The organism is Streptomyces xanthochromogenes (assembly GCF_014650455.1).
In the GTDB taxonomy this organism is placed as follows: Bacteria; Actinomycetota; Actinomycetes; order Streptomycetales; family Streptomycetaceae; genus Streptomyces; species Streptomyces xanthochromogenes.
Genome location: NZ_BMUZ01000005.1, coordinates 494,026 through 516,518 on the forward strand (window position 1 = coordinate 494,026; position 22,493 = coordinate 516,518).

Sequence of the window (22,493 nt, forward strand, 5' to 3'; positions counted from 1 at the left end):
CGCCCGGCCGTGCTCCGCCCGGCCCCTGGCGGCGGGCCCGGGGGCGACGGGTCCGACGGCGTCCTGGGCGGGCTCAGGGACGAGGGGGCCGGCAGAGTCCTGGGCGGGCTCGCGTATGCCGCGCTCGGCGTCGGCCCCGGCCGGACCGCGCTGGGTGTCGGCCCTGGCCCGGCCGTCGGCGCGGTCCGCGGCCGCGGGGTGGCCGGGGCCGCCGACGCGGCCGCTCAGGGCGCCTCCGCGGGCACGCTCGGCTTCCACCCGGCCGGCCTGGGCCGCGGCGCGCCCGCGGCCGTCGACACCGCGCGGATCACCCTCGTACGTCTCGCTCGTGTGCGTCATCTGCACCCCCGTCGTTCATCGTCCACAACGCCTGTGACGGTCGCATTCGTTCCGGGCGGCCTCAGCGTCCGTCTTCCGGGTGACGTCAGCCCGCTCCGAGCGGCGGCGCGGGCAGGCCGGGATAGTCCGGCGGCGGGCTCAGCCGTTGGCCGGGCAGCCCGCCCTTCTCGTACTTCAGGAGCTTGCGGGCCTTCTCGGGGTCGGTCTCACCCTCGCCGTAGGACGGGCAGAGCGGGGCGATCGGGCAGGCACCGCAGGCGGGCTTGCGGGCGTGGCAGATGCGGCGACCGTGGAAGACGACCCGGTGCGAGAGCATCGTCCACTCGCTCTTCGGGAAGATCTCGCAGATCTCCGCCTCGACCTTCACCGGGTCGTCCTGCTCGGTCCACCCGAACCGGCGCACCAGCCGCCCGAAGTGGGTGTCGACCGTGATCCCCGGCACGCCATAAGCGTTGCCCAGCACGACGTTCGCGGTCTTGCGCCCGACGCCCGGCAGCTTGACCAGATCCGCGAGGCGGCCCGGCACCTCACCGCCGAACTCGTCCCTGAGGGCGGCGGCGAGCCCCATGATCGACTTGGTTTTGGCCCGGAAGAAGCCGGTGGGCCGGATGAGCTCCTCGACGTCCTCGGGATTCGCCGCGGCGAGATCCTCGGGGGTCGGGTACGCGGCGAACAGCCTCGGCGTCGTCTGGTTCACCCTGAGGTCGGTGGTCTGCGCGGAGAGGACCGTCGCGACGAGCAGCTCGAAGGGGTTGCGGAAGTCCAGCTCGGGGTGGGCGTACGGATAGACCTCGGCGAGCTCCCGATTAATCCTCCGGGCCCGGCGGACCATGGCGGCATGCGACTCGGGCTTCCCCCCGACGCCCTTGCCTCCACGGCCCGCCCCCTTCGCCGCCCCCGGCCCGGCCGTGGCCATGCCGGCCTTGCCCTCGGCCGTCGCGGGTGCGGCCTTCTTGGCAACGGCCTTCGCGGGTGCGGCCTCCTTCGCGACGGCCTTCGCGGGTGCGGCCTTCTTGACTGCGGCGGGCTTGTCGGGCTTGGCACGCTTCGCGGCGGGGGCCTGCTCGGCTGGCGCCGACGTCACCTCAGCGGCTTTTCTGCTGCCGGGGGCGGTCTTGGCCGGCTTCACGGGCGCGGCCTTCTTGAGCGCGGGCCGAGCAGAGGCCGCCTTTTTGGCGGCGGCCCGCGATGCGGCCGCGTTCTTGGACGTCGCGGGTTCCACAGCGGCCACCTTCTTGGCGGCGGCCTCGACCGGGGCCGCCTTCTTCGTCGCGGGCTTCACGGCGGCCGCCTTCTTGGACGTCGGCCTCTCGGACGTCGCCTTCTTGGACGTCGCGGGCTTCACGGCGGCCGCCTTCCTGGCGGCAGTCTTCTCCGTGGAGGCAGCCTCGACCGAGGCCGCTTCGTTCCGCGCGGACGGCTTGTCCTTCTTCCGCCCGGCCGGCTTGTCGGCGGGCTCCACCGGGGCGGCCCCTCCCTTCGGGTCGGCCGGCCTGTCGGCACGCTGGGCGAGCGCCTTGGCCGCCCGCGCCGACGAGGCGGTTCCGGCACCCCGCGGGGCTCGCTTCGCGGGGTCTTTCGGCTTGGACGCGGGCTGTTCGCCCACAGCGGAATCGTTCTCTGCGGACACTCTTCCAGCCCCCCTGGCCTGCGCTCTCACCGGCGAATTGGACACTCGGCCAGCCTAAAGCCCGGCACCGACATCCGCCCCGGCCACCGCGAATCACGGCCCCAATCGGCCCCCTGACTCACGGTCCGGCACTCCAGTACGTCATCCTGTGATTGATCGCACTGTTTATACCGTCCGGCAAAATGGGGAGCTGGATCCCCTGAAACCGGTCACAAGGAGAGATTCGTGGACGACGTTCTGCGGCGCGCCCCGCTCTTCGCGGCGCTCGATGACGAGCAGGCCGCGGAGCTGCGCGCCTCGATGAGTGAAGTGACGCTCGCCCGCGGCGACGCGCTCTTCCACGAGGGCGACCCGGGTGACCGCCTGTACGTGGTCACCGAGGGCAAGGTGAAGCTGCACCGGACCTCACCCGACGGCCGCGAGAACATGCTGGCGGTTCTCGGCCCCGGTGAGCTCATCGGCGAGCTGTCGCTCTTCGACCCGGGCCCGCGCACCGCCACCGCGACCGCGCTGACCGAGGTCAAGCTGCTCGGCCTGGGCCACGGCGACCTTCAGCCCTGGCTGAACGCCCGCCCCGAGGTGGCCACCGCCCTGCTGCGCGCCGTCGCCCGCCGACTGCGCAAGACCAACGACCAGATGTCCGACCTGGTCTTCTCCGACGTGCCGGGCCGTGTCGCCCGGGCGCTCCTCGACCTGTCGCGCCGCTTCGGCGTGCAGTCCGAGGAGGGCATCCACGTCGTGCACGACCTGACGCAGGAAGAGCTGGCCCAGCTGGTCGGCGCCTCTCGCGAGACGGTCAACAAGGCCCTCGCCGACTTCGCCCAGCGCGGCTGGCTGCGCCTGGAGGCCCGCGCGGTCATCCTGCTGGACGTGGAACGCCTGGCGAAGCGCTCGCGCTGACCCACTCGCACGTGAAAGGGGCCGGTCTCGGACGAGACCGGCCCCTTTCACGTGGGCACGGTGGCGGGGGGGGGTGCGGGCACGCAGCAGAAAGCGAAACGGCGGGGGCAGATCCACACATGAGCAGCACCGACCACGCGAACGGCCTGGACGAGACGAACGCCGGGGGCCGCAAGGGAAACAACGGTGGCCCGGACCGCGCGGGTGAGACAGGCAACACGGGTGGCACGGACCGCGCGGGCGGGCTGAACGACACGAACGCCACGGGCGACACAGGCGGCACGGACCGCGCGGACGGCATGGACCGCACGGGCGGCACGGGCGACACAGGCGGCACGGGCGACACAGGCGGCCCGGACCGCGCGGACGGCCTGGACCGCACGAGCGGGCTGGACCGCACGGGCGGCACGGGCGGATACATCGGACGCGAAGGGTCCCTCGATCTGGTGCAGGCCGAGTTCCGGCCGCTCGTCTCCGCCCTGCGTGACCAGGTGGCGGAACGCTTCGCCGGGCGGCTGCACAGCGCCTACCTGTACGGGTCCGTGCCGCGCGGCACGGCTCGGGCCGGCCGGTCCGACCTGGACGTGCTCCTCGCGCTGCGCACCGACCCGACGGAGGCCGACCGGGCCGAGGCGCGGGCCGTCGAGACCGAGCTGGATGCCGCGTTCGACGTGATCGACGGGGCCGGAATCCTGCTGTTCGGCCGGGACGTGCTGCTGAGCGACTTGGAGCGCCACGACCTCGGTTGGTTCGTGGCGTGCCTGTGCACCCCGCTCCTCGGAGCCGACCTCGCCGAGCTCCTGCCGCGCTACCGGCCCACCTCGTTGCTCGCCCGCGAGACCAACGGTGACCTCGGCGACGCGCTGCCCCGCTGGCGTCGCGCCGCCGCGGAAGCCACCGGGGACGCCCAGCTCCGCGCACTGGTGCGGGGCGCCTCGCGCAAGCTCGTGCGTACGGCGTTCACCCTGGTCATGCCCCGGTACGGCGGCTGGACCAGCGATCTGACCGAGCAGGCGGAGGCCTTCGCGCGCTACTACCCGGAGCGGGCGGAGGAGTTGAGGAAAATTGCCGCGCTGGCCGGGAACCCGGTCGCGGACCGGGACGTTCTCACGATGTACACCGAAGATCTCGGACCGTGGCTCGCCGCCGAATACCTCACGGTCCATGGCGCCAAGTCGCCGCGCCCGTACGAGAGTTGACAGCCGCTCTGCTCGACTCTCCTCTACGGTACGCCCCTTCACGCCGGATCGAGACCCGCCCAGGATCGGAGCAGGTCCGACGTCGGCACACCCTCAGATGAGCCCGTGCTCGCGCAGGTACTCGAGCTGTGCGCGCACCGAGAGCTCGGCGGCCGGCCACAGCGAACGGTCGACGTCCGAGTAGACCCGGGCCACCACGTCCGCCGCCGTGCGATGGCCGTTCTCCACCGCCGTCTCCACCTGGGCGAGCCGGTGGGCACGGTGGGCCAGATAGAACTCGACAGCGCCCTGGGCGTCGTCGAGGACCGGGCCGTGACCCGGCAGGACGGTGTGCACACCGTCGTCAACCGTCAGCGAACGCAACCTGCGAAGGGAGTCGAGATAGTCGCCGAGGCGGCCGTCGGGATGGGCCACGACGGTCGTGCCACGTCCGAGGACCGTATCGCCCGTCAACACCGCCCGGTCGGCAGGCAGATGGAAGCAGAGCGAGTCCGCCGTGTGGCCCGGGGTGGGCACCACCCTCAGCTCCAGGCCACCGGTGGTGACGACATCGCCGGCCGCGAGACCCTCGTCTCCCAGGCGCAGGGCCGGGTCCAGGGCGCGCACGGGGGTACGGGTCAGCTCCGCGAAGCGGGCCGCACCCTCGGCGTGGTCGGGGTGCCCGTGGGTCAGGAGGGTCAGGGCGACCCGCTTGCCCGCCTTCTCGGCCATGGCGATGACATGGCCGAGGTGCCCGTCGTCGAGCGGGCCGGGATCGATGACGACGGCCAGGTCGGAATCGGGTTCGGCAACGATCCAGGTGTTGGTGCCGTCCAGCGTCATCGCGGAGGCGTTGGGCGCCAGGACATTGGTCGCGCGGGCGGTCGCGGGGCCCGAGAGGACCCCACCGCGCGGCTGCCCGGGCAGAGCGGCGGCATCACTCATACGGCACCTCCAGGGGTGGCGGGGGCGATGGTCGCCCGCGTGGTGGCGGGCGTGGTGATCACCCGGGGCATGGAGAAGGCGGTCCTCCCCCGGACCGAGCCAGGGTCAGCGGCCACCCGCGTCACGGCGAAGGGGGCGGCCACCCGCGTCACGGCGAAGGCGGACGTCACCCGAACCGCACCCGGGACAGCGGCCACTCGGCGAGCAGCAGGGGCGAGGGCGGTGGTCATCCGGGGCGTAGGGGGAAGGGCCATCAGGATTCGCCCCCGGCCGGGATGTGCTTGGTGAACTCGTCGTGGCCCGGCCAGCTCAGGACGAGTTCACCGGTGTCGGTCAGGCGGGCCCGGGCGAGAACCGGGGTCAGATCGCGTTCGGCCGCGGCCACCAGGGCCTCGGCGGCGCCGGAGTACGGAAGGAGGTCACGCAGGGTGGAGATGGTCGGCGGCATCATCAGGAGCTCGCCCTTGTCGTAGCCGGCGGCGGCTTCGGCAGGGCGGATCCAGACGGTGCGGTCGGCCTCGGTCGAGGCGTTCCGGGTGACCTGGCCTTCGGGGAGGGCGGCCACGAAGAACCAGGTGTCGTACCGGCGGGGCTCGAATTCGGGGGTGATCCAGCGCGCCCAGGCGCCGAGCAGGTCCGAGCGGAGCAGCAGGCCGCGCCGGTCGAGGAACTCGGCGAAGCTGAGTTCGTGGGTCACCAGGGCTTGACGGTCGGCCTCCCAGTCGTCGCCGGTGGTGTCGCCGACGACGGTGGTGGCATTGGGGCCCGCGAGGAGGACGCCCGCCTCCTCGTAGGTCTCGCGCACCGCGGCGCAGACGATCGCCTGGGCGGAGGCGGGGTCGGTGCCGAGGCGTTCGGCCCAGGTCTCGCGGGTCGGGCCCGCCCAGCCGAGCCGGGCGTCCTCGGCGTCGCGGGGGTCCACGCCGCCGCCGGGATAGGCGTACGCACCCCCGGCGAAGGCCATGGAGGCGCGTCGGCGCAGCATGTGCACGGAAGGGCCGGTGTCCGCACCGGCCGGGCCGTCACGCAGCAGCATCACGGTCGAGGCCCGCCGCGGCTCGACCGCGGTGAGCTCGCCTGCGGCGAGGGCACGGATGCGGTCCGGCCACTCGGGCGGGTACCACTGACCATTGGGCATGGGCGGATGCTACGGGGTGGCGTGCGGATGTTCGAGGGGGTGTGTGTAGGTGACATCCCTTCGACACGTCCGGAATGTCCGGCGCGTCCGTCACCCTCGGCACGTCCGACGTGCCGAGCCGAGCCAAGCCGGGGGCCCGGGCGGCCCGGGGCTGCCCCAGGTGTCCGAACGGACGTCCGGCATGTCCGTCACGCTCGGCACGTCCAGCGCCTCCCGCACGCTCGGCACATCCCACGTCCCACGTCCCACGTCCCACGCGCCACGTCCCGAGCCGAGCCAAGCCGGGGGCCCGGGCGGCCCGGGGGCTGCCCCAGGTGCCCGAACGGCGAAGGGCCGGCCCCTGGGGGTCGGCCCTCGACGCAAGGAAGGGATGTCGGTCCGTTGCGGAGGAGGTCGGTCGTCCGCGGACGGATGGACTGAGGATCGGGCCCGGAGGATCAGGCCTGGACGAGTTCCACCTGGATCTCGACCTCGACCGGGGCGTCCAGGGGAAGCACTGCGACGCCGACGGCGCTGCGGGCGTGCACGCCCTTGTCGCCGAGGACGGCGCCGAGGAGTTCGCTGGCGCCGTTGATGACGCCGGGCTGCCCGGTGAAGTCGGGGGCGGAGGCCACGAAGCCGACGACCTTCACGACGCGCGCGATGCGGTCCAGGTCACCCACGACGGACTTGACCGCGGCGAGCGCGTTGAGGGCGCAGGTGGCGGCCAGTTCCTTGGCCTCCTCCGCGGTGACCTCGCCGCCGACCTTGCCGGTGACGGGCAGCTTGCCCTCCACCATGGGGAGCTGGCCCGAGGTGTACACGTACGCCCCGGACCGCACGGCGGGCTGGTACGCGGCGAGCGGCGGGACGACCGACGGGAGGGTCAGGCCCAGTTCCGCCAGCTTGGCCTCGACGGCGCTCATGCCTGCTTCTCCCGCTTCAGGTAGGCCACCAGCTGCTCGGGGTTGTTCGGCCCGGGGACGACCTGGACAAGCTCCCAGCCGTCCTCGCCCCAGGTGTCCAGAATCTGCTTGGTCGCGTGCACGAGAAGGGGCACGGTCGCGTATTCCCACTTGGTCATGGGCCCGACTGTAGCCGCTGCCCGCCGCCCCCTCGCGCGGGCTCCTTACGCCGACCACATGCGCGGCCACATGCACGGCCACGCGCACAGCCGCCCGCACAGGTCTTACGCCGACCACATGCGTAGGTCGCGGGCGGACTGGTTAGGCTCGAAGGTGTGAGCAGGCTCCAGGTCGTCAGCGGCAAGGGCGGTACCGGCAAGACCACGGTCGCCGCAGCACTCGCGCTCGCCCTCGCGACGGAGGGCAGGCGCACGCTCCTCGTCGAGGTCGAGGGCAGACAGGGCATCGCGCAGCTCTTCGAGACGGAAGCCTTTCCGTACGAGGAGCGCAAGATCGCCGTGGCGCCCGGTGGCGGGGAGGTGTACGCACTGGCCATCGACGCGGAACGGGCGCTCCTCGACTACCTCCAGATGTTCTACAAGCTGGGCGGCGCGGGCCGGGCACTGAAGAAGCTCGGCGCGATCGACTTCGCGACGACCATCGCGCCGGGGGTACGGGACGTGCTCCTGACCGGCAAGGCGTGCGAGGCGGTGCGCCGCAAGAACAAGCAGGGCGCGTACGCGTACGACTACGTCGTGATGGACGCTCCGCCCACCGGGCGCATCACCCGCTTCCTGAACGTGAACGACGAGGTGGCGGGCCTGGCGAAGATCGGCCCGATACACAATCAGGCGCAGGCCGTCATGCGGGTCCTCAAGTCCCCTGAAACGGCAGTGCACTTGGTGACCCTCCTGGAGGAGATGCCCGTCCAGGAGACGGTCGACGGGATCGCCGAGCTGCGCGGGGCCGAGCTGCCGGTCGGCAAGGTGATCGTGAACATGGTCCGCCCGCACGTCCTGGACGAGGCTGCGGTCCGCGCGGTCACCGGCGACCGGCGCAAGGAGGTCGCCAGGACGCTGACGCGGGCCGGGGTCTCCGGCTCGGCGAAACTGGTGACACCGCTCCTGGAGCAGGCCGCCGAGCACGCCGAGCGGGTGGAGCTGGAGCGTGAACAGCGCGCGGTTCTGGGCACGTTGGGACTTACCACGCACGAACTGCCGTTGATCGGCGAGGGAATGGACCTGGCCGGGCTCTACCGCCTGGCTTCGGAACTGCGCAAGCTCGGGGTGGGTGAGTGACGTTGGACGCGGCCGGGACACTGGCGATCGATCCGCTGCTCGACGATGCGGGCACCCGCATCATCGTGTGCTGCGGGTCGGGCGGAGTCGGAAAGACAACTACCGCCGCCGCACTGGGAGTTCGGGCGGCCGAGCGGGGCCGCAAGGTCGTGGTGCTCACCATCGACCCGGCCCGCAGGCTCGCCCAGTCCATGGGCATCGACTCGCTCGACAACACCCCGCGCCGGGTCAAGGACGTCGAGGGTGACGGCGAACTGCACGCCATGATGCTCGACATGAAGCGGACCTTCGACGAGATCGTCGAGGCGCACGCGGACCCCGAGCGGGCCAAGGCGATCCTGACGAATCCGTTCTACCAGTCCCTGTCGGCCGGCTTCGCGGGCACGCAGGAGTACATGGCGATGGAGAAGCTGGGGCAGCTGCGGGCCAGGGACGAGTGGGACCTGATCGTGGTGGACACCCCGCCGTCGCGGTCCGCGCTCGATTTCCTGGACGCGCCCAAGCGGCTCGGTTCGTTCCTGGACGGCAAGTTCATCAAGCTCCTCATGGCGCCCGCGAAGATGGGCGGCCGGGCCGGGATGAAGTTCCTCAACGTCGGCATGTCGATGATGACCGGCACGCTCGGCAAGCTGCTCGGCGGACCGTTCCTGCACGACGTGCAGACCTTCGTGGCGGCCATGGACACGATGTTCGGCGGGTTCCGGACCAGGGCGGACGCCACCTACCGGCTGTTGCAGGCACCCGGTACGGCGTTCCTCGTCGTCGCCGCGCCCGAGCGGGACGCGCTGCGCGAGGCCGCGTACTTCGTGGAGCGCCTGGCCGCCGACGACATGCCGCTCGCCGGGCTCGTACTGAACCGCGTGCACGGCAGCGCGGCGGCCCGGCTCTCGGCCGAGCGCGCCCTGGCCGCCGCGGAGAGCCTGGAGGAGACACCGGAGGAGACCCCGGACACGGCGGATCACCCGACCCGAAGCCCCGCGGCGAACGCGGCAGAAATGCCTGCCGAAAATCTTGACGAACGCGGCATTGTGGATCAGGAGGCCGGGAAGGCTGATGGTCGTGGCGCCGGCGTTCCCTCTCCCGAAGCCGCCAAGACCGCCAAGGCCGTCGAAACCGCGGAAGTCGCCCCAGAAGCCGCAGCAGTCGCAGAAGCCCCCGGCCCCTCCGAGGCCGCCGCAACCGGCGGGACCACCGGAGCCACCGGAACCGCCGAAGATCCCGAAGACGAAGATCCCGAAGGCACTGCCGGTGCCGCCGAGCCCGCGAACCATGCCCTGACGGGGGCCGATTCCGTATCGGCGGACGATTCCGTCGAGCGGCTGACCGCAGGATTGCTGCGGCTGCATGCCGAGCGGATGCAGGTGCTCGCGCGTGAACAGCGGACGCGCGCCCGTTTCGCCGCACTTCACCCCGAGGTCAAAGTCGCCGAAGTGGCCGCCCTGCCGGGCGATGTGCACGACCTCGCGGGTCTCCGGACCATCGGGGACCGGCTCGCGGCCGGTGGATCTCCGGCCGGAGCTGCCTGAGTCCCCGGCTCCGTCAGCCCACTGCCGCGTACGCCTCGTCTCCGAAGGAATGCGGGTAGTCGTAGTCCGCGTCCTCCTCCGCGCACACGGGCAGGATTCCCGTGCTGCGCTCGTACTCGGTGCGCGCGGTCTCCAAGAGGCGGTGCCACGAGGTGACGGTGGGGCGCCTGCGCAAAAGGGCGCGTCGCTCCCGTTCCGTCATGCCGCCCCACACGCCGAACTCGACACGATTGTCGAGCGCGTCGGCCAGGCACTCGGTCCGCACCGGGCAACCGGTGCACACCGCCTTGGCCCTGTTCTGCGCTGCACCCTGTACAAACAGTTCGTCCGGATCGGTAGTGCGGCAGGCTGCCTGCGCACTCCAGTCGGTTACCCAGCCCATGCCGGCGCCGTCCTCTCCCGAATCGAGGCTCCCCCACGGCGGCAGAGGCATATTCACCGCTGCCAGTTGAGGACGTTACGGAAGGTGGGCACAGCGCAACACCCCCGTCGGGCCCAATCTTGAATGGCCCGAACGGACTATGCGTACGCGGCAGATCACCCAACGGAGTGAGCGGAGGACATGCGTGACGAATCCGAAATAATGGGACGTATCAGCTGAGGCGCAACGGACACGAGATGACGCATGAGGCGCAATCGGACATCAACTGGGCTGGTTCCCGCCGGATTCGGGGACGGCGGATCACTTCCACACGCGGCCGGGGTCTTGATGCGCAGCCGCACTGCTGTGACAGTTGAGAGCAGCTTAGGCCAGAGCCTTCACCTGTGTCCGGCGATTGAGAACGTAGGCTGCCCTCCATGGCAATGAAGCGATCGGGCGGAGGCCTGACCGGGACCCAGCAGGCGGCCAAGTTCCTCGGCGTGAGTGTGTTGGCGGGGGCGGTGCTCGCCGGGATCGCCCTGCCGGCGGCCGGCGCCCTGGGGCTCGCGGCCAAGGGCACGGTCGAGGGGTTCGACGAGATCCCGGCCAACCTGAAGACCCCGCCGCTGAGCCAGCGCACCACGATCCTGGACAACAAGGGCGGCACGATCGCCCAGGTGTACTCGCGCGACCGCACCGTGGTGCCGCTCGCCGACATCTCCCCGTACATGCAGAAGGCGATCGTCGCGATCGAGGACTCGCGCTTCTACGAGCACGGCGCGATCGACGCCAAGGGCGTCCTGCGCGCGCTGAACAAGAACGCGACCAGCGGCGGTGTGGCCCAGGGCGCGTCCACGCTCACCCAGCAGTACGTGAAGAACGTCTTCGTGGAGGAGGCCGGCGATGACCCCGACAAGGTCGCCGAGGCCACCCAGCAGACGATCGGCCGCAAGGTCAAGGAGCTGAAGTACGCGATCCAGGTCGAGGAGGAGCTCGGCAAGAAGAAGATCCTGGAGAACTACCTCAACATCACGTTCTTCGGGCAGCAGGCGTACGGCATCGAGGCCGCCGCCAAGCGCTACTTCTCCAAGTCGGCCAAGGACCTCACCCTGGACGAGTCGGCGATGCTGGCCGGCATCGTGCAGTCGCCCAGCCGGTACGACCCCGTCAACGATGCCCAGGAGTCCAAGAAGCGCCGCAACACGGTGCTCCAGCGGATGGCCGACATGAAGGACATCTCGCAGGGCGAGGCCGACAAGGCCAAGGAAGAGCCGATCAAGCTCAATGTGAGCCGGCCCAAGAACGGCTGCATCACCGCCGTCGAGGGCGCGGGCTTCTTCTGCGACTACGTGCGCGAGGTCTTCCTGTCCGACCCGGTCTTCGGCAAGACGAAGGAGGAGCGGGCCAAGCTCTGGAACCAGGGCGGGCTCACCGTCCAGACCACGCTCGACCCGCAGGCCCAGAAGTCGACGCAGGAATCGATCAAGTCGCACGTCTACCAGAAGGACTCGGTCGCGACGGCCGTCACGCTGGTCCAGCCCGGCAGCGGCAAGATCCTCGCGATGGGCCAGTCGAGGCCGTACGGCTTCGGGGACACCGAGACGCAGATCAACTTCTCGGTCAACCGCCAGATGGGCGGCTCCAATTTCGGCTTCCCGGTCGGCTCGACGTTCAAGCCGTTCCTGGCCGCGGCCGCGATCGAGGGCGGCAAGCCGCCGACGCAGCAGTACTCCGCGCCGTACGAGATGGACTACCCGAACGTCCAGACGTGCAACAGCGGCAAGCCGTGGGTCAACGACGGCAAGCCCCAGCCGTATCACCTGGAGAACGAGAACGAGTCCGAGGTCGGTCCGTTCTCGCTCAAGGAGGCGATGGCCAAGTCGGTCAACACGTACTTCGTGCAGATGCTCGGCGACATCGGCATGTGCCCCGTCTCCCAGATGGCGGACAAGCTGAAGGTCATCCAGGGCAACGGCGAGAAGCTCCCCATGGTGCCCTCGGCACTGACGCTCGGTTCCACCGGTATGTCGCCGCTGACGATGGCCTCCGCGTACGCGGCCTTCGCCAACCGGGGCACGTACTGCACGCCGATCGCCATCGAGTCCATCAAGAAGGTGGACGGCTCGCCGCTGCCGGTGCCGAAGTCCGCCTGCTCGCAGGCGATGTCGCAGAACACCGCGGACAGCATCAACACGCTGCTGCGCGGCGTGGTCGACTCCGGTACGGGTGCCGAGGCCGGCCTCAAGGACCGTGACAACGCGGGCAAGACGGGTACCACCGACGGCCGCAAGAACGCCTGGTTCGTCGGCTACACCTCGAACCTGTCGGCCGCGGTCTGGGTCGGCAGCCCCTCCCAGCGGGTCGAGATGAACAACATCACCATCGGCGGCCAGTTCGTGGAGCAGGTCTACGGTGGCCAGGTCCCCGGCCCCATCTGGCGGGACGCCGTGACCGGCGCGCTGCAGGGGCAGAACTCGGCGCCGTTCGTCAACGTCAACATCCCCGACAACGGCGGCCAGAAGCCGGGCGGCGACCCGGCCACGACGGCCGGCGCGCAGGGCAACAACGGCGACAAGAGCAAGAACAAGGGCAAGCACAAGCCGAAGCCGGGCGGCGACAACAAGCCTCCGGGCCGCGGCGGCCAGGACCCCTTCCCCGGCATCTCCCTCCCGCCCGGCGTGGTGGGCGGGGACTCGGGCGGCTGGCCGCAGTAGCGGTGTCGCGGTACCGGTGACGGACCCGTGCCGACCGCACGGGAAACGGACACCCGCCGATCCGCACAGGAAAGGGGCGCCCCGGGAAGCGATTCCCGGGGCGCCCCTTTCCGTACGTGTGCTCCGGGCCGGGTCGGCCCGTAGGTGCTCCGGCTCAGCCGGCCAGGCGCTGCTTCACCGCGGCGGCGACGCGGCCGCCGTCGGCGAGGCCGGCCACCTTCGGGTTCACGATCTTCATGACGGCGCCCATCGCGCGCGGCCCCTCGGCACCGGCGGCCTTCGCCTCGTCGACGGCGGCGGCGACGATGGCCGCGAGCTCGTCGTCGGAGAGCTGCTTGGGCAGGTACGCGTCGAGGATCTCGCCCTCGGCCAGCTCACGGGCGGCGGACTCGGCACGGCCGCCCTTGTCGAAGGCCTCGGCCGCCTCGCGGCGCTTCTTCGCCTCCTTGGCGATCACCTTGAGGACCTCGTCGTCGGAGAGCTCACGCGCGGCCGTGCCGGCGACCTCTTCCTTGGCGACGGCGGTGAGGGTCAGCCGGAGCGTGGACGAGCGGAGTTCGTCGCGCGCCTTCATGGCGGTGGTGAGGTCGTCCTTGAGTCGGGCCTTGAGCGTGGTCATGTCCCCAGTGTGTCAGGTGCCGTGGGCTGCCCGCCCGCCGATTAATGCCGCCGCCGCCCGGTCTGCGACGATGGACGCATGCGCGCGCGATACGGAATTCCCTTGGGTGTCACGGCGGTCGGGGCCGCCGGTCTCGCCTATGCGGCCGGCTTCGAGGTGAGATCGTTCCGGCTGCGCCGGGTGACGGTGCCGGTGCTGCCGCCGGGGGCGCGCCCGCTGCGCGTGCTCCAGGTCTCGGACATCCACATGGTGTCCGGCCAGCGGAAGAAGCGGGCGTGGCTGCAGTCGCTCGCGGGCCTGCGCCCCGACTTCGTGGTGAACACCGGGGACAACCTGTCCGACCCGGAGGGCGTCCCCGAGGCGCTCGACGCCCTCGGCCCGCTGATGGAGTTCCCCGGCGTCTACGTCTTCGGCTCGAACGACTACTACGGCCCGAAGCTGCGCAACCCGGCCCGGTACCTGTTCGAGAAGGCGCAGGGCAAGCACGGCCTCAACGGCAACGCGCCGGCCGTCGGCGTCGTGCACAACCCGTGGGAGGACCTGCGGGACGCCTTCGACTCGGCGGGCTGGGTGAACCTGAGCAACGCCCGGGGCCGCCTCAAGCTCGACGGGATGGAGCTGGCCTTCACCGGCCTGGACGACCCGCACATCAAGCGCGACCGGTACGAGCGGGTGGCCGGCGGCCCCGAGACGGGCGCGGACCTGTCGATCGCGGTGGTCCACGCGCCCTATCTGCGCTCCCTGGAGTCGTTCACGGCGGACGGCTATCCGCTGATCCTGGCCGGCCACACCCACGGCGGCCAGCTCTGCATCCCCTTCTACGGCGCCCTGGTCACCAACTGCGACCTGGACACGGACCGCGTGAAGGGCCTGTCCACGCACGAGGCCGAGGGCAACCGCGCCTACCTCCACGTCTCGGCGGGCTGCGGCACCAACCGCTACACCCCGGTCCGCTTCGCCTGCCCGCCGGAGGCCACGCTCCTGACGCTGGTGGGGCGGCGGTAGGGCGCTGATGGGACGGCGTGGGGCGCCGGCCCGGGGTGCCCGCCCTGCCCGCCTCCCCCTGTACCGGCGGGCCCGGGGGCGACCCCCTACCGTGAACGCATGCGGTACGACCGGATTCCCTCTCATTCGCCCCGTACATCCCCTGCGTCCGGCTCCTCGCGGGACACGACCCTGCCGGGCGGCGCGGGCACGGCGGACGCGCCCGCCTCCGCCGTGCTGCCGACCGTCCGCCGCCCGTACGCGGCGGCCTTCCGCGCGCTGATCTGCGCGGCGGCGGTGACCGGCATCGTGATCGACCTGGCGGTGGGCAGCCCACCGCGCGTCCTGAGCTACTTCACGGTCCAGTCGAACCTGCTGGTGGCCGTCGCCTTCGGCTGGTCGGCGGTGCGCGCCTGGCGGGGCCGGCCCCCGCTCCCGGCCCGGGTCACCGGGGGCGTGCTCCTCTACATCTCGATCACCGGCCTGGTCTTCCACCTGGTCCTCGCGAACAGCTCCAGCGGCTTCTCGATGACGGGCGACCAAGCGGTCGCCGTGACCGGCTGGCGCACGGTCTCCAACCAGCTCCTGCACACGGTCACACCGCTCGCCGCGGCCCTGGACTGGCTGCTCCTGACCCGCCCCGGCGGCCTGCGCCCGCGCCACGCCGCGCAGTGGCTCCTGTATCCGCTGGCCTACTTCGCGTTCGCCCTGATCCGGGGCGCCCTGCTGTCCCCCGGCACCACCGCCCGCTACCCGTACCCCTTCCTGGACGTCGCCCAGCACGGCTATGCCGGCGTGCTGACCAACGCCGTGGTCTTCGGCCTCGCCTTCTACGCCCTGGCCCTGACGATCACCGGCCTGGACCACGTCCGCCCCTGCCTGCGGGGCCCCCAAAACCGGATTTCGTCTCCGGGCGCCAGTGGGCTAAAGTAAACGACGTCGCCGCGACAAGCGGAGACAATCGGGGTGTAGCGCAGCTTGGCAGCGCGCTTCGTTCGGGACGAAGAGGTCGTGGGTTCAAATCCCGCCACCCCGACAGCCGCAAGAACACATCGGGCCCGGTTCTCCTTCACGGAGAACCGGGCCCGATGTGCGTTCCGGAACCGCCGGGAAGTGATCCGGGACGCCCGCCGGTCGCGCCGTGGGTGACAGCCGCGATGCGCACCACCCGGAGCAAGGCGGCGCAGGACAGGCGTCGTTCGCCGGGGCGGTGGGGCTGCTGTTTCTCCGGCGGCCGGCCGGGGGTCCGGCTCGTCAGCCGGGCCGGTGGGGGCTGTCGCTGAGGATGCCGGGCAGGACGATGTCCAGGACGCGCTGCAGCTCGACCCCCAGGTCGACGTCCTTCGCGTCGCTGCGGCACAGCCGGAACAGCGCCCCCAGGTAGGCGTCGCGCAGGAGATGCCCCACCTGCATGGGTTCCGTGTCGGCGCGGATCTGGCCCCTCGCGACGCCGGTCCGGATGACGTCCGCGAACACCTCGGCGGTGTAGGGGTGTTCGCTGATCGGCAGGCCCGCGCGGACCCAGCACATGAGCATGACCTGGTTGAGCTCCGCCGCCTCCCCGTCGTTGATGTCGACGAGCGCGGTCATGCACCGCCCCAGGGTCCTGCTCACGTCCGCTTCCGTGAGCACCTCCTGTTGCAGCTTGTCCTCCAGCCGTTCTCTGCGCTGGTTGCTCCAGGTGGTGATGAGCTCTTCCTTGTGCTGGAAGTGGTTGAAGAACGTACCCCGCGCGACATCGGCACGCTCGGTGATGTCGTCGATCGTGGTCTGCTCGAAACCCTTCTCGGCGAAGAGGCTCAGGGCGGCGGAGAAGATGCGTCCCCTCATCCGCTGCTTGTTGCGTTCCCGGCGGCTCGTCGCTACAAGTGTGACGGAGCTTTCGTCGGCCATGCGTTCTCCTGTGGCGAGGGTGTCGATTCTTGAAGCCCTGCTCCACGGATGGGGGGCTCTTCGACCACCGACTCGGCGCCCGTACAAGCCCGCGGAGGGCTGGGGCGGCCCTTGCGTATTTATACTCGGGTTTAAATTTAGAGTAACATACCATCTTAATGTTTTGTTGAGGTCCAGGCCCGGCCGACCGGGAATAGTCGGCTCCCCGCACCGCAGCGCCGGACCCGCCGCGGCCGGGGCGGAAGGCGACAACCGCATGTCGGCCCCCGCCCGGTCGGGCGCGGTGCCATGGTCATCGACCAGGGCGGGCGGACCGCGGCGGCATGTGCGGCGCCCGGCGCCGTGTCCGAATGGCGGCCGCCGCTGCCCTCGTCGACCGGCGCCCGGGTCGGCGTCCCGCACCCGTGCGGCCGGAAGTCGCGCCGACTCGGCTCACTGCCGGTCGAGTTGAGCGTGCCGTGCCGGACCGAACGGCATGGCTCGGCCCGCGCTCGCGGCCCCGGTCCCCTCGGGCGTCAGGTAGAACGGCCCACCCGGGCGGGACCGGTCGCCCCCACCCATGGTGAGAGCGGGCCCCTGCCGCGGCAGGGGCCCGTCGGTGGCGGGTGCGGGGACGGCACCGATGCGGGACGGTCCGGAAGCGGGATCGTGCGGATGCGGGACCGTGCGGGTGGGGAGGGGCAGGGCGTCAGTGGGACGCGCCCGCGCCCTTCGGAGCCGCGTCCCGGATCAGGCACGTCAGGCGGGAGGTGCAGACACGGCGGTCCTGGTCGTCGGTGATGACGACCTCGTACGTCGCCATGGTGCGGCCGCGGTGGACCGGAGTCGCCGTGCCCGTGACGATGCCCGAGCGCAGGCCCCTGTGGTGGGTGCAGTTCAGCTCGACACCGACCGCCACCTTCGCGGGGCCCGCGTACAGCGTCGCGCCGATCGAACCGAGGTGTTCGGCCAGGACCGCCGAGGCGCCGCCGTGCAGGAGGCCGTAGGGCTGCGTGTTGCCCTCGACCGGAAGCGTGCCGACGACGAGGTCGGAAGAGGCTTCGATGAGCTCCACGCCCATGCGGTTGCCGAGGTGGCCGCCGGCGAACATCGACTCCAGGTCGACGCCCGCGTCGGCGAAACGGCTGAGGACCTCAGGCTGGATCTTCGCCCCCGCGCGCGGCGGGGTCTGCGTCTGGGTCTGCTCACCCATGAGTGCGGCTCCGATCGGGTCGAGAGTCGAGAAGGATCGCTCGTTGAATGGAACTCTTGCACCAACTGTTCGGCGTAACACGGTGATCGGCGTCTCGCGGCGGGACGTCGACTGCCCTGACGCTCCGTCATCTTGGGGGAGTGGCAGGGATGTTGCCCTGCCACTCCCCGTTACGGCTACTTCGTGGCTGCGACCGCGGGGCTGTCGCTGACGATGCTGGGCAGAATGAATGCCACGATGCCCTGCAGTTCCGCGGCCAGGCCTTCGGCCTTCAGGTCTCCGCGACACCATCGGAACAGCGCCCCCAAGTAGGCGTCGCGCAGCAGGTATCCGACCTGCACGGGATCCACGTCGGACCTGATCCTGCCTTCCGCCAAGCCGGTCCGAATCACGTTGGCGAAGACCTCGGCCGTGCGTGGCGGTTCGGTGATCGGCAGGCCCGCTCTCACCCACGAGGTGAGCATGACCCGGTTGAGCCCCGGTTCCTCCTCCTCGTTGACCTCGACGAGTGCCGCCATGCACCGTCCGAGGGTGACGGACAGGTCGTCGTTCTCGAACGTCCCCTGCCGCAATTTTTCCTCGAATCGCGATAGGCGTTGACTGCTCCAGGTGGTGACGAGCTCTTCCTTGTGCTGGAAGTGGTTGAAGAACGTGCCGCGCGCGACGTCGGCGCGCTCCGTGATGTCGTCGACCTTCGTCTGCTCGAAGCCCTTCTCGGCGAACAGACTCAGGGCAGCGGAGAAGATGCGTGCCCTCATCCGCTGCTTGTTGCGTTCGCGGCGGCCCGTGGCAACGGGCGCGGCAGGGGATTCAGCAGACATACGTTCTCCAGCGACAAGGGAGGGGACCTTGTAACCATGTGGCGCGGCCCGTACGGCTGGGCCTGGTTCTCCTCTACAGTTTTATACCAGAATTTAACTTTGATGCAAAGTATTCGTTTACATCTTGGTCGCCGCCACCAGTTGGCCGATGCTCTCCCGGCCGAGCAGGCGCCCCACGGGCAGGTCGATTCCCATGGCGTTCCGTATCCGCTGGCGCAGCCTGACGGCCGTGATGGAGTCGAGGCCGAGCTCGCGCAACGGGCGTCGGCGGTCGATGCGTTCGGGCCGCATGCCGAGGAGCGCCGCGGCATGTGTCAGAACGGCCGCCTCACCGTCGGCGGCCGGCTCGGGCGCGGATTCGGGCGCGGATTCGGGTACGGGTACGGGTCCGGGCAGGTCCGCCACGGCCGGATGTGCCGGCCCGGTCGCCCCCGCCGCCCCGGCCCGCTGCCGCGGCGGGGTGTCGCGGGCTTCCGCCGCGCCGGGTGAGCCGGTCACCTGCAGGAGTTGGACCCCGTGCAGCTCCGCCAGTACGCGTTCCCCGTCGTCCGCGTGGATCACGACGTCCGCGCGGACGATGGAATCCCAGGAATCCGTGCCGTCCTGCGCCACCGGCCGGAGCACGGCCGAGCTCCACACCGGCCCCGTCAGGTCGGCCGAATCGCCGTGCACCTCCACGGAGTCGAGGCCGACGGGCAGATACGTGTAGCTCGTGCCGTCCGGTCCGCTGCGGGGCAGCACCGCGAGCAGCGGCTGCAGCGGTATCTCCCACGCCCCGGCGTGTCCGGGTTCCGGCAGACGCATCCGGGCGACCGCACGCCCCGCCCGGCGCCAGAGCCGGCCGACGCCCGCGAGGTCGCCGGGGACCTCGTACCCGTACCCCCGGAGCTCGTCGTAGAAGTCCGGTCCCGGCAGGTACTCGGTGCAGTGCGCGAGCAGCGCGTCCAGGCTCTCGGTCGTCCCGCCGCCCTGGAGCGGGGCCGAAGTGACGCGGGCCGTAAGGCAGTTACGGGCCGGCTCGCCGGTCGACCCCGGGGCAACGACCTGGACCGTCACGAGGTGGTCGGCGCCCTGGGGGCGCAGCTTGACCCGCACGGAGGCCCCGAGTGCCTGCCTGCGGTCGATGAGTTTCCCGGTCAGCGCGATGTCCTCGATGCGGTGCTCTCCGCCGAGTTCGGAACGCACCGCGCTGAGCACGGCGTCCACGTACAGCATCGGCGGCACGACCGCCCTGCCGCGGAACGAGAGCCCCAACCCCTCGACGCCCAGCGGCCGTTCGTAGGTGAAACCGGTGGCCGTCGGCGGGGCAGCCGGTTCCCGCAGGTGCTCGTTGTCCCAGGGGTACCGGGGCAGTGGTACGGGGCGTGCCGCGTCCCGGAACCACCGGGAGAAGTCGATGGCGGCGCCGGCGGCGTGGAGGCGCCCGGCCGCGCGGGCGAGCTCGACACCCTCGTCCTCCTTGCGGTGCAGGGAGGCGACGGTGAGGAAGCGGACACCGATCGCGTCCAGGGTCTCCTCCACGGCCGAGGTCAGCAGCGGGTGCGGGCTGATCTCCAGGAAGACGCTCTCCTCCTGTTTCGCCAGCTGCGACACCGCGCCGGCGAAGCGCACGGGACGCCGCAGGTTGTCCATCCAGTACCGCGCGTCGAGGGCCGTCCCGGGGACGGACTCGGCGCGCACGGTGGAGTAGAGCGGCAGCGACGTCTCGCGCGGCCCGATGTCGGCCAGGGCGTCGAGGAGTTCGGACCGCAGCGCGTCCATGTCGGGAGAGTGGGAGGCCACGCTGACGTTCACGAACCGGGCCAGTCGGCCGCGCTCCGCCATGCCTTCGGCGAGCCTGCCCAGGCTTTCCGGGTCTCCGGCGAGGACGGTGGAGTGCGGCGAGTTCTCCACCGCGACGCACACGTCGGGATACCGGGCGGCGACCAGATCGGCCTCGTCCGGCGACAGGTCGGTGGCCAGCATGCGGCCCCGGCCGCCGAGCCGGCGCATCAGCCGGCTGCGCCGGCAGATGACCGCGGCCGCGTCGCGCACCGGCAGCGCGCCGGCGATCACGGCGGCGGCCGTCTCGCCCATGCTGTGCCCGATGCACGCGGAGGGGCTGACACCGAGGTCCTGCCAGAGGGCGGCCAGCGACACCTCCATCGCCCACAGCGCCGGCTGGACCACGTCGATCTCGGTGGGGAACTCCTCCTGCTCGCGCCGCAGTAAGGCGATGACGGACCAGCCCAGTTCCGCCTGGATCGCGGCATCGCACTCGGCCATGCGCTCACGGAAGGCGGGGAAGGCGTCGAGCAGCCTGCGCCCCATGCCCGGCCACTGCGCTCCCTGCCCCGGGAAGACGAACACCGTCTGGCGCTCCGCGCCGAAACCGGCCTCGCCGCGTCCGCCGTCGGCGATCTCCTCGCCCGCGGCCAGCGCCGCCAGCCGGCCGGCGATCTCCTCGTGGCTGGTGCCGATCACCCACATCCGGTAGGGATGGTGGTCGCGGCGCAGGGCGGCCGCGGCGCAGATGTCGTGCAGGGGCTCCTCGTGGCCCGCGCCACCGGGCCGCAGATGGCGGGCGTAGGACGCCGCGAGCCGTTCCAGGGAGCGCTGCGAACGGGCGCTGATCACCAGCAGCTCGGGGCGCCCGTCCGCGACGACGGGAGCGGGCTCCGAGCCGGGGCCCTCGGGGTGCCTGCCCACGACGACATGGGCGTTGGTTCCCGACAGGCCGAAGGAGCTGACCCCGAGGTACGTCCCGTCGCGGTCTTCGAGGGGTTCGTTCTCGGTGACCACGTGGACGGGGGAGTTCGGGCCGGCGAGCAGCGCGTGCGGGCTGTTCAGGTGGAGCGAGGCGGGGATCACGCCGTTGCGGGCGATCAGGACGGTCTTGATCAGTCCCGCGATGCCGGCGGCCGCCTCCGCGTGGCCGATGTTGCTCTTCACCGACCCGGTCCGCAGCGGCCGGTCCGGGTCGCGCTCCGAGCCCATCACCGCTGCCAGCGCGGCCAGTTCGACGGCGTCCCCGACGGAGGTGCCGGTGCCGTGCGCCTCCACGTAGGCGAGGTCGGCCGGGGTGATCCCCGAGCTGCGGCAGGCCTCGCGGAGCATGTCGACCTGGCCCGAGACGGAGGGCTTGACCAGCAGCCCGCTGCTGCGTCCGTCGTTGTTCACCGCGCTGCCGGCGAGCACCGCAAGGACCGGGTCGCCGTCGCGCCGGGCGTCCGCGAGGCGCTTGAGCAGGACGACGCCGACGCCGTCACTGCGGACGAACCCGTCGGCGTCGGCGTCGGCGAACGCACAGCGCCCCTCCGGGGAGAGCATGTCCGCCTGCGAGTAGGCGATGGAGTCCCGAGGTGAGAGGACCACGTTGGCGCCGCCGACGACGGCGAGGTCGCTCTCCCCGGTGAGCAGGCTCTGCCGGGCCAGGTGCACCGCCACCAGGGACGAGGAGCAGGCGGTGTCGAGGACGACGCTGGGGCCGCGCAGGTCCAGGGCGTACGAGATGCGTCCCGAGGCCATGGCCCGCAGCTGGCTGCTGATGGTGAACCGGATGTCCTGCTCGGTCAACGGCCTCGGCTCGTCGCCGTATTCGGCGGTCGCCTGGCCGACGAAGACACCGGTCCGGCTGCCGGCCAGGGCGGAGGGGCGGATGCCCGCGTCCTCCAGCGCCTCCCACACGACTTGGAGCAGGACGCGGTGCTGTGGGTCGATGGCGCGGGCCTCGGCCGGCGAGATGCCGAAGAAGCCGGGGTCGAAGGCGAAGGGATCGGCGATGAACCCGCCTTTCGCCGATACCGACTTGCCCGGGGTGGCCGCGTGGGGAGCGTGGTACGCGGCCGCGTCGTACCGGTCGGCGGGAATCGCCGTGACGCTGTCGGCATTGCCGATCAGCCGCTCCCAGAACTCGTCGACGTTCGCGGCGCCCGGCAACCTGCATCCCAGGCCGATGACGGCGATCGAGCGATCGGACGCTACTTCAGGCTGATCCATGTGGCGTGCCTGCCTTCCCCGTGAGCGAAGCATCGGTGCTGCACAAGTGATAGTCGTCCAATCATTGATGCGAGGTCAAGATTGGACCGACGC

General features: G+C 71.2%; 18 protein-coding genes and 1 tRNA gene. 8 read left to right on the forward strand and 11 right to left on the reverse strand.

The annotated features are described in order from the left end of the window. Window positions 1-424 precede the first annotated feature (424 nt). Window positions 425-1,255 carry an endonuclease III gene (gene nth, locus IE267_RS16370; RefSeq protein ID WP_167159786.1) on the reverse strand — a complete coding sequence of 277 codons (831 nt, stop codon included), beginning with the start codon at window positions 1,253-1,255 and terminating at the stop codon, window positions 425-427. Window positions 1,256-2,194: 939 nt separating this feature from the next. On the opposite strand from nth, the gene IE267_RS16375 reads away from it, so the two are divergent. Both IE267_RS16375 and IE267_RS16380 read left to right on the forward strand, forming a co-directional pair. Further along, window positions 2,195-2,869 carry a Crp/Fnr family transcriptional regulator gene (locus tag IE267_RS16375; RefSeq protein WP_017947815.1) on the forward strand — a complete coding sequence of 225 codons (675 nt, stop codon included), beginning with the start codon at window positions 2,195-2,197 and terminating at the stop codon, window positions 2,867-2,869. A gap of 299 nt (window positions 2,870-3,168) precedes the next feature. After that, window positions 3,169-4,068 (forward strand): nucleotidyltransferase domain-containing protein, encoded by a 900-nt coding sequence (locus IE267_RS16380; protein WP_373304558.1) that lies wholly within the window; start codon window positions 3,169-3,171, stop codon window positions 4,066-4,068. 93 nt (window positions 4,069-4,161) lie between these two features. Here IE267_RS16380 and IE267_RS16385 read toward each other — a convergent pair whose 3' ends face one another. The 4 genes from IE267_RS16385 to sp36 form a co-directional block, all read right to left on the reverse strand. After that, on the reverse strand, window positions 4,162-4,992 hold the full coding sequence (locus IE267_RS16385) for an MBL fold metallo-hydrolase (RefSeq protein WP_161250153.1): 831 nt from the start codon (window positions 4,990-4,992) through the stop codon (window positions 4,162-4,164). A 253-nt stretch (window positions 4,993-5,245) separates the two neighbouring features. Next, the gene (locus tag IE267_RS16390; protein WP_189763703.1) at window positions 5,246-6,130 is read right to left on the reverse strand and encodes an NUDIX hydrolase; all 885 of its coding nucleotides are present in this window, start codon (window positions 6,128-6,130) and stop codon (window positions 5,246-5,248) included. A 437-nt stretch (window positions 6,131-6,567) separates the two neighbouring features. Further along, window positions 6,568-7,035: a RidA family protein gene (locus IE267_RS16395; RefSeq protein ID WP_161250157.1), complete on the reverse strand. Its 468-nt coding sequence runs from the start codon at window positions 7,033-7,035 to the stop codon at window positions 6,568-6,570. Continuing rightward, entirely contained in the window at window positions 7,032-7,193 is a 162-nt protein-coding gene (gene sp36, locus IE267_RS16400; protein ID WP_003975360.1) for a Sp36 family protein, read from the reverse strand. Before sp36 ends, IE267_RS16395 begins: the two co-directional genes overlap by 4 nt. A gap of 156 nt (window positions 7,194-7,349) precedes the next feature. Between sp36 and bagA the strand changes: the two genes are divergently transcribed. Then, complete coding sequence (bagA, locus tag IE267_RS16405) at window positions 7,350-8,312, forward strand: ATPase BagA (RefSeq protein WP_167158933.1); 963 nt, start codon at window positions 7,350-7,352, stop codon at window positions 8,310-8,312. After that, complete coding sequence (gene bagB, locus IE267_RS16410) at window positions 8,309-9,838, forward strand: ArsA family ATPase (protein ID WP_189763704.1); 1,530 nt, start codon at window positions 8,309-8,311, stop codon at window positions 9,836-9,838. The genes bagA and bagB overlap by 4 nt, the downstream gene beginning before the upstream one ends. A gap of 13 nt (window positions 9,839-9,851) precedes the next feature. Here the strand turns inward: bagB and IE267_RS16415 are convergent, their stop codons facing one another. Then, complete coding sequence (locus IE267_RS16415) at window positions 9,852-10,220, reverse strand: WhiB family transcriptional regulator (protein WP_189763779.1); 369 nt, start codon at window positions 10,218-10,220, stop codon at window positions 9,852-9,854. A 416-nt stretch (window positions 10,221-10,636) separates the two neighbouring features. On the opposite strand from IE267_RS16415, the gene IE267_RS16420 reads away from it, so the two are divergent. Next, window positions 10,637-12,913, forward strand: a complete 2,277-nt coding sequence (locus IE267_RS16420; RefSeq protein WP_167158929.1) for a transglycosylase domain-containing protein — start codon at window positions 10,637-10,639, stop codon at window positions 12,911-12,913. Between the two features lie 154 nt (window positions 12,914-13,067). Here IE267_RS16420 and IE267_RS16425 read toward each other — a convergent pair whose 3' ends face one another. Continuing rightward, window positions 13,068-13,532, reverse strand: a complete 465-nt coding sequence (locus IE267_RS16425) for a GatB/YqeY domain-containing protein (RefSeq protein WP_100573834.1) — start codon at window positions 13,530-13,532, stop codon at window positions 13,068-13,070. Window positions 13,533-13,610: 78 nt separating this feature from the next. Between IE267_RS16425 and IE267_RS16430 the strand changes: the two genes are divergently transcribed. From IE267_RS16430 to IE267_RS16440, 3 genes are all read left to right on the forward strand, one after another. Further along, window positions 13,611-14,537, forward strand: a complete 927-nt coding sequence (locus tag IE267_RS16430) for a metallophosphoesterase (RefSeq protein WP_161250165.1) — start codon at window positions 13,611-13,613, stop codon at window positions 14,535-14,537. Between the two features lie 99 nt (window positions 14,538-14,636). After that, window positions 14,637-15,449, forward strand: a complete 813-nt coding sequence (locus tag IE267_RS16435) for a Pr6Pr family membrane protein (protein WP_189763705.1) — start codon at window positions 14,637-14,639, stop codon at window positions 15,447-15,449. Between the two features lie 29 nt (window positions 15,450-15,478). Then, a tRNA-Pro gene (locus tag IE267_RS16440) sits at window positions 15,479-15,552 on the forward strand. A 218-nt stretch (window positions 15,553-15,770) separates the two neighbouring features. Here the strand turns inward: IE267_RS16440 and IE267_RS16445 are convergent. From IE267_RS16445 to IE267_RS16460, 4 genes are all read right to left on the reverse strand, one after another. Next, window positions 15,771-16,409 (reverse strand): TetR/AcrR family transcriptional regulator, encoded by a 639-nt coding sequence (locus tag IE267_RS16445; RefSeq protein WP_167158925.1) that lies wholly within the window; start codon window positions 16,407-16,409, stop codon window positions 15,771-15,773. Between the two features lie 688 nt (window positions 16,410-17,097). Then, window positions 17,098-17,601 carry a PaaI family thioesterase gene (locus IE267_RS16450; protein ID WP_167158923.1) on the reverse strand — a complete coding sequence of 168 codons (504 nt, stop codon included), beginning with the start codon at window positions 17,599-17,601 and terminating at the stop codon, window positions 17,098-17,100. 176 nt (window positions 17,602-17,777) lie between these two features. Then, window positions 17,778-18,422 carry a TetR/AcrR family transcriptional regulator gene (locus IE267_RS16455; protein WP_167158921.1) on the reverse strand — a complete coding sequence of 215 codons (645 nt, stop codon included), beginning with the start codon at window positions 18,420-18,422 and terminating at the stop codon, window positions 17,778-17,780. Window positions 18,423-18,539: 117 nt separating this feature from the next. Further along, a complete protein-coding gene (locus IE267_RS16460; RefSeq protein WP_189763706.1) occupies window positions 18,540-22,400 on the reverse strand; it encodes a type I polyketide synthase in 3,861 nt (1,286 codons plus the stop codon). Window positions 22,401-22,493: the final 93 nt, after the last annotated feature.

Coding starts and splice junctions, on each gene's coding strand:
- nth (WP_167159786.1), bottom strand. CDS start 1,255: ATGGCCACGGCCGGGCCGGGGGCGGCGAAGGGGGCGGGCCGTGGAGGC.
- IE267_RS16380 (WP_373304558.1), top strand. CDS start 3,169: ATGGACCGCACGGGCGGCACGGGCGACACAGGCGGCACGGGCGACACA.
- IE267_RS16385 (WP_161250153.1), bottom strand. CDS start 4,992: ATGAGTGATGCCGCCGCTCTGCCCGGGCAGCCGCGCGGTGGGGTCCTC.
- IE267_RS16390 (WP_189763703.1), bottom strand. CDS start 6,130: ATGCCCAATGGTCAGTGGTACCCGCCCGAGTGGCCGGACCGCATCCGT.
- IE267_RS16395 (WP_161250157.1), bottom strand. CDS start 7,035: ATGAGCGCCGTCGAGGCCAAGCTGGCGGAACTGGGCCTGACCCTCCCG.
- sp36 (WP_003975360.1), bottom strand. CDS start 7,193: ATGACCAAGTGGGAATACGCGACCGTGCCCCTTCTCGTGCACGCGACC.
- IE267_RS16415 (WP_189763779.1), bottom strand. CDS start 10,220: ATGGGCTGGGTAACCGACTGGAGTGCGCAGGCAGCCTGCCGCACTACC.
- IE267_RS16420 (WP_167158929.1), top strand. CDS start 10,637: ATGGCAATGAAGCGATCGGGCGGAGGCCTGACCGGGACCCAGCAGGCG.
- IE267_RS16425 (WP_100573834.1), bottom strand. CDS start 13,532: ATGACCACGCTCAAGGCCCGACTCAAGGACGACCTCACCACCGCCATG.
- IE267_RS16430 (WP_161250165.1), top strand. CDS start 13,611: ATGCGCGCGCGATACGGAATTCCCTTGGGTGTCACGGCGGTCGGGGCC.
- IE267_RS16435 (WP_189763705.1), top strand. CDS start 14,637: ATGCGGTACGACCGGATTCCCTCTCATTCGCCCCGTACATCCCCTGCG.
- IE267_RS16445 (WP_167158925.1), bottom strand. CDS start 16,409: ATGGCCGACGAAAGCTCCGTCACACTTGTAGCGACGAGCCGCCGGGAA.
- IE267_RS16450 (WP_167158923.1), bottom strand. CDS start 17,601: ATGGGTGAGCAGACCCAGACGCAGACCCCGCCGCGCGCGGGGGCGAAG.
- IE267_RS16455 (WP_167158921.1), bottom strand. CDS start 18,422: ATGTCTGCTGAATCCCCTGCCGCGCCCGTTGCCACGGGCCGCCGCGAA.
- IE267_RS16460 (WP_189763706.1), bottom strand. CDS start 22,400: ATGGATCAGCCTGAAGTAGCGTCCGATCGCTCGATCGCCGTCATCGGC.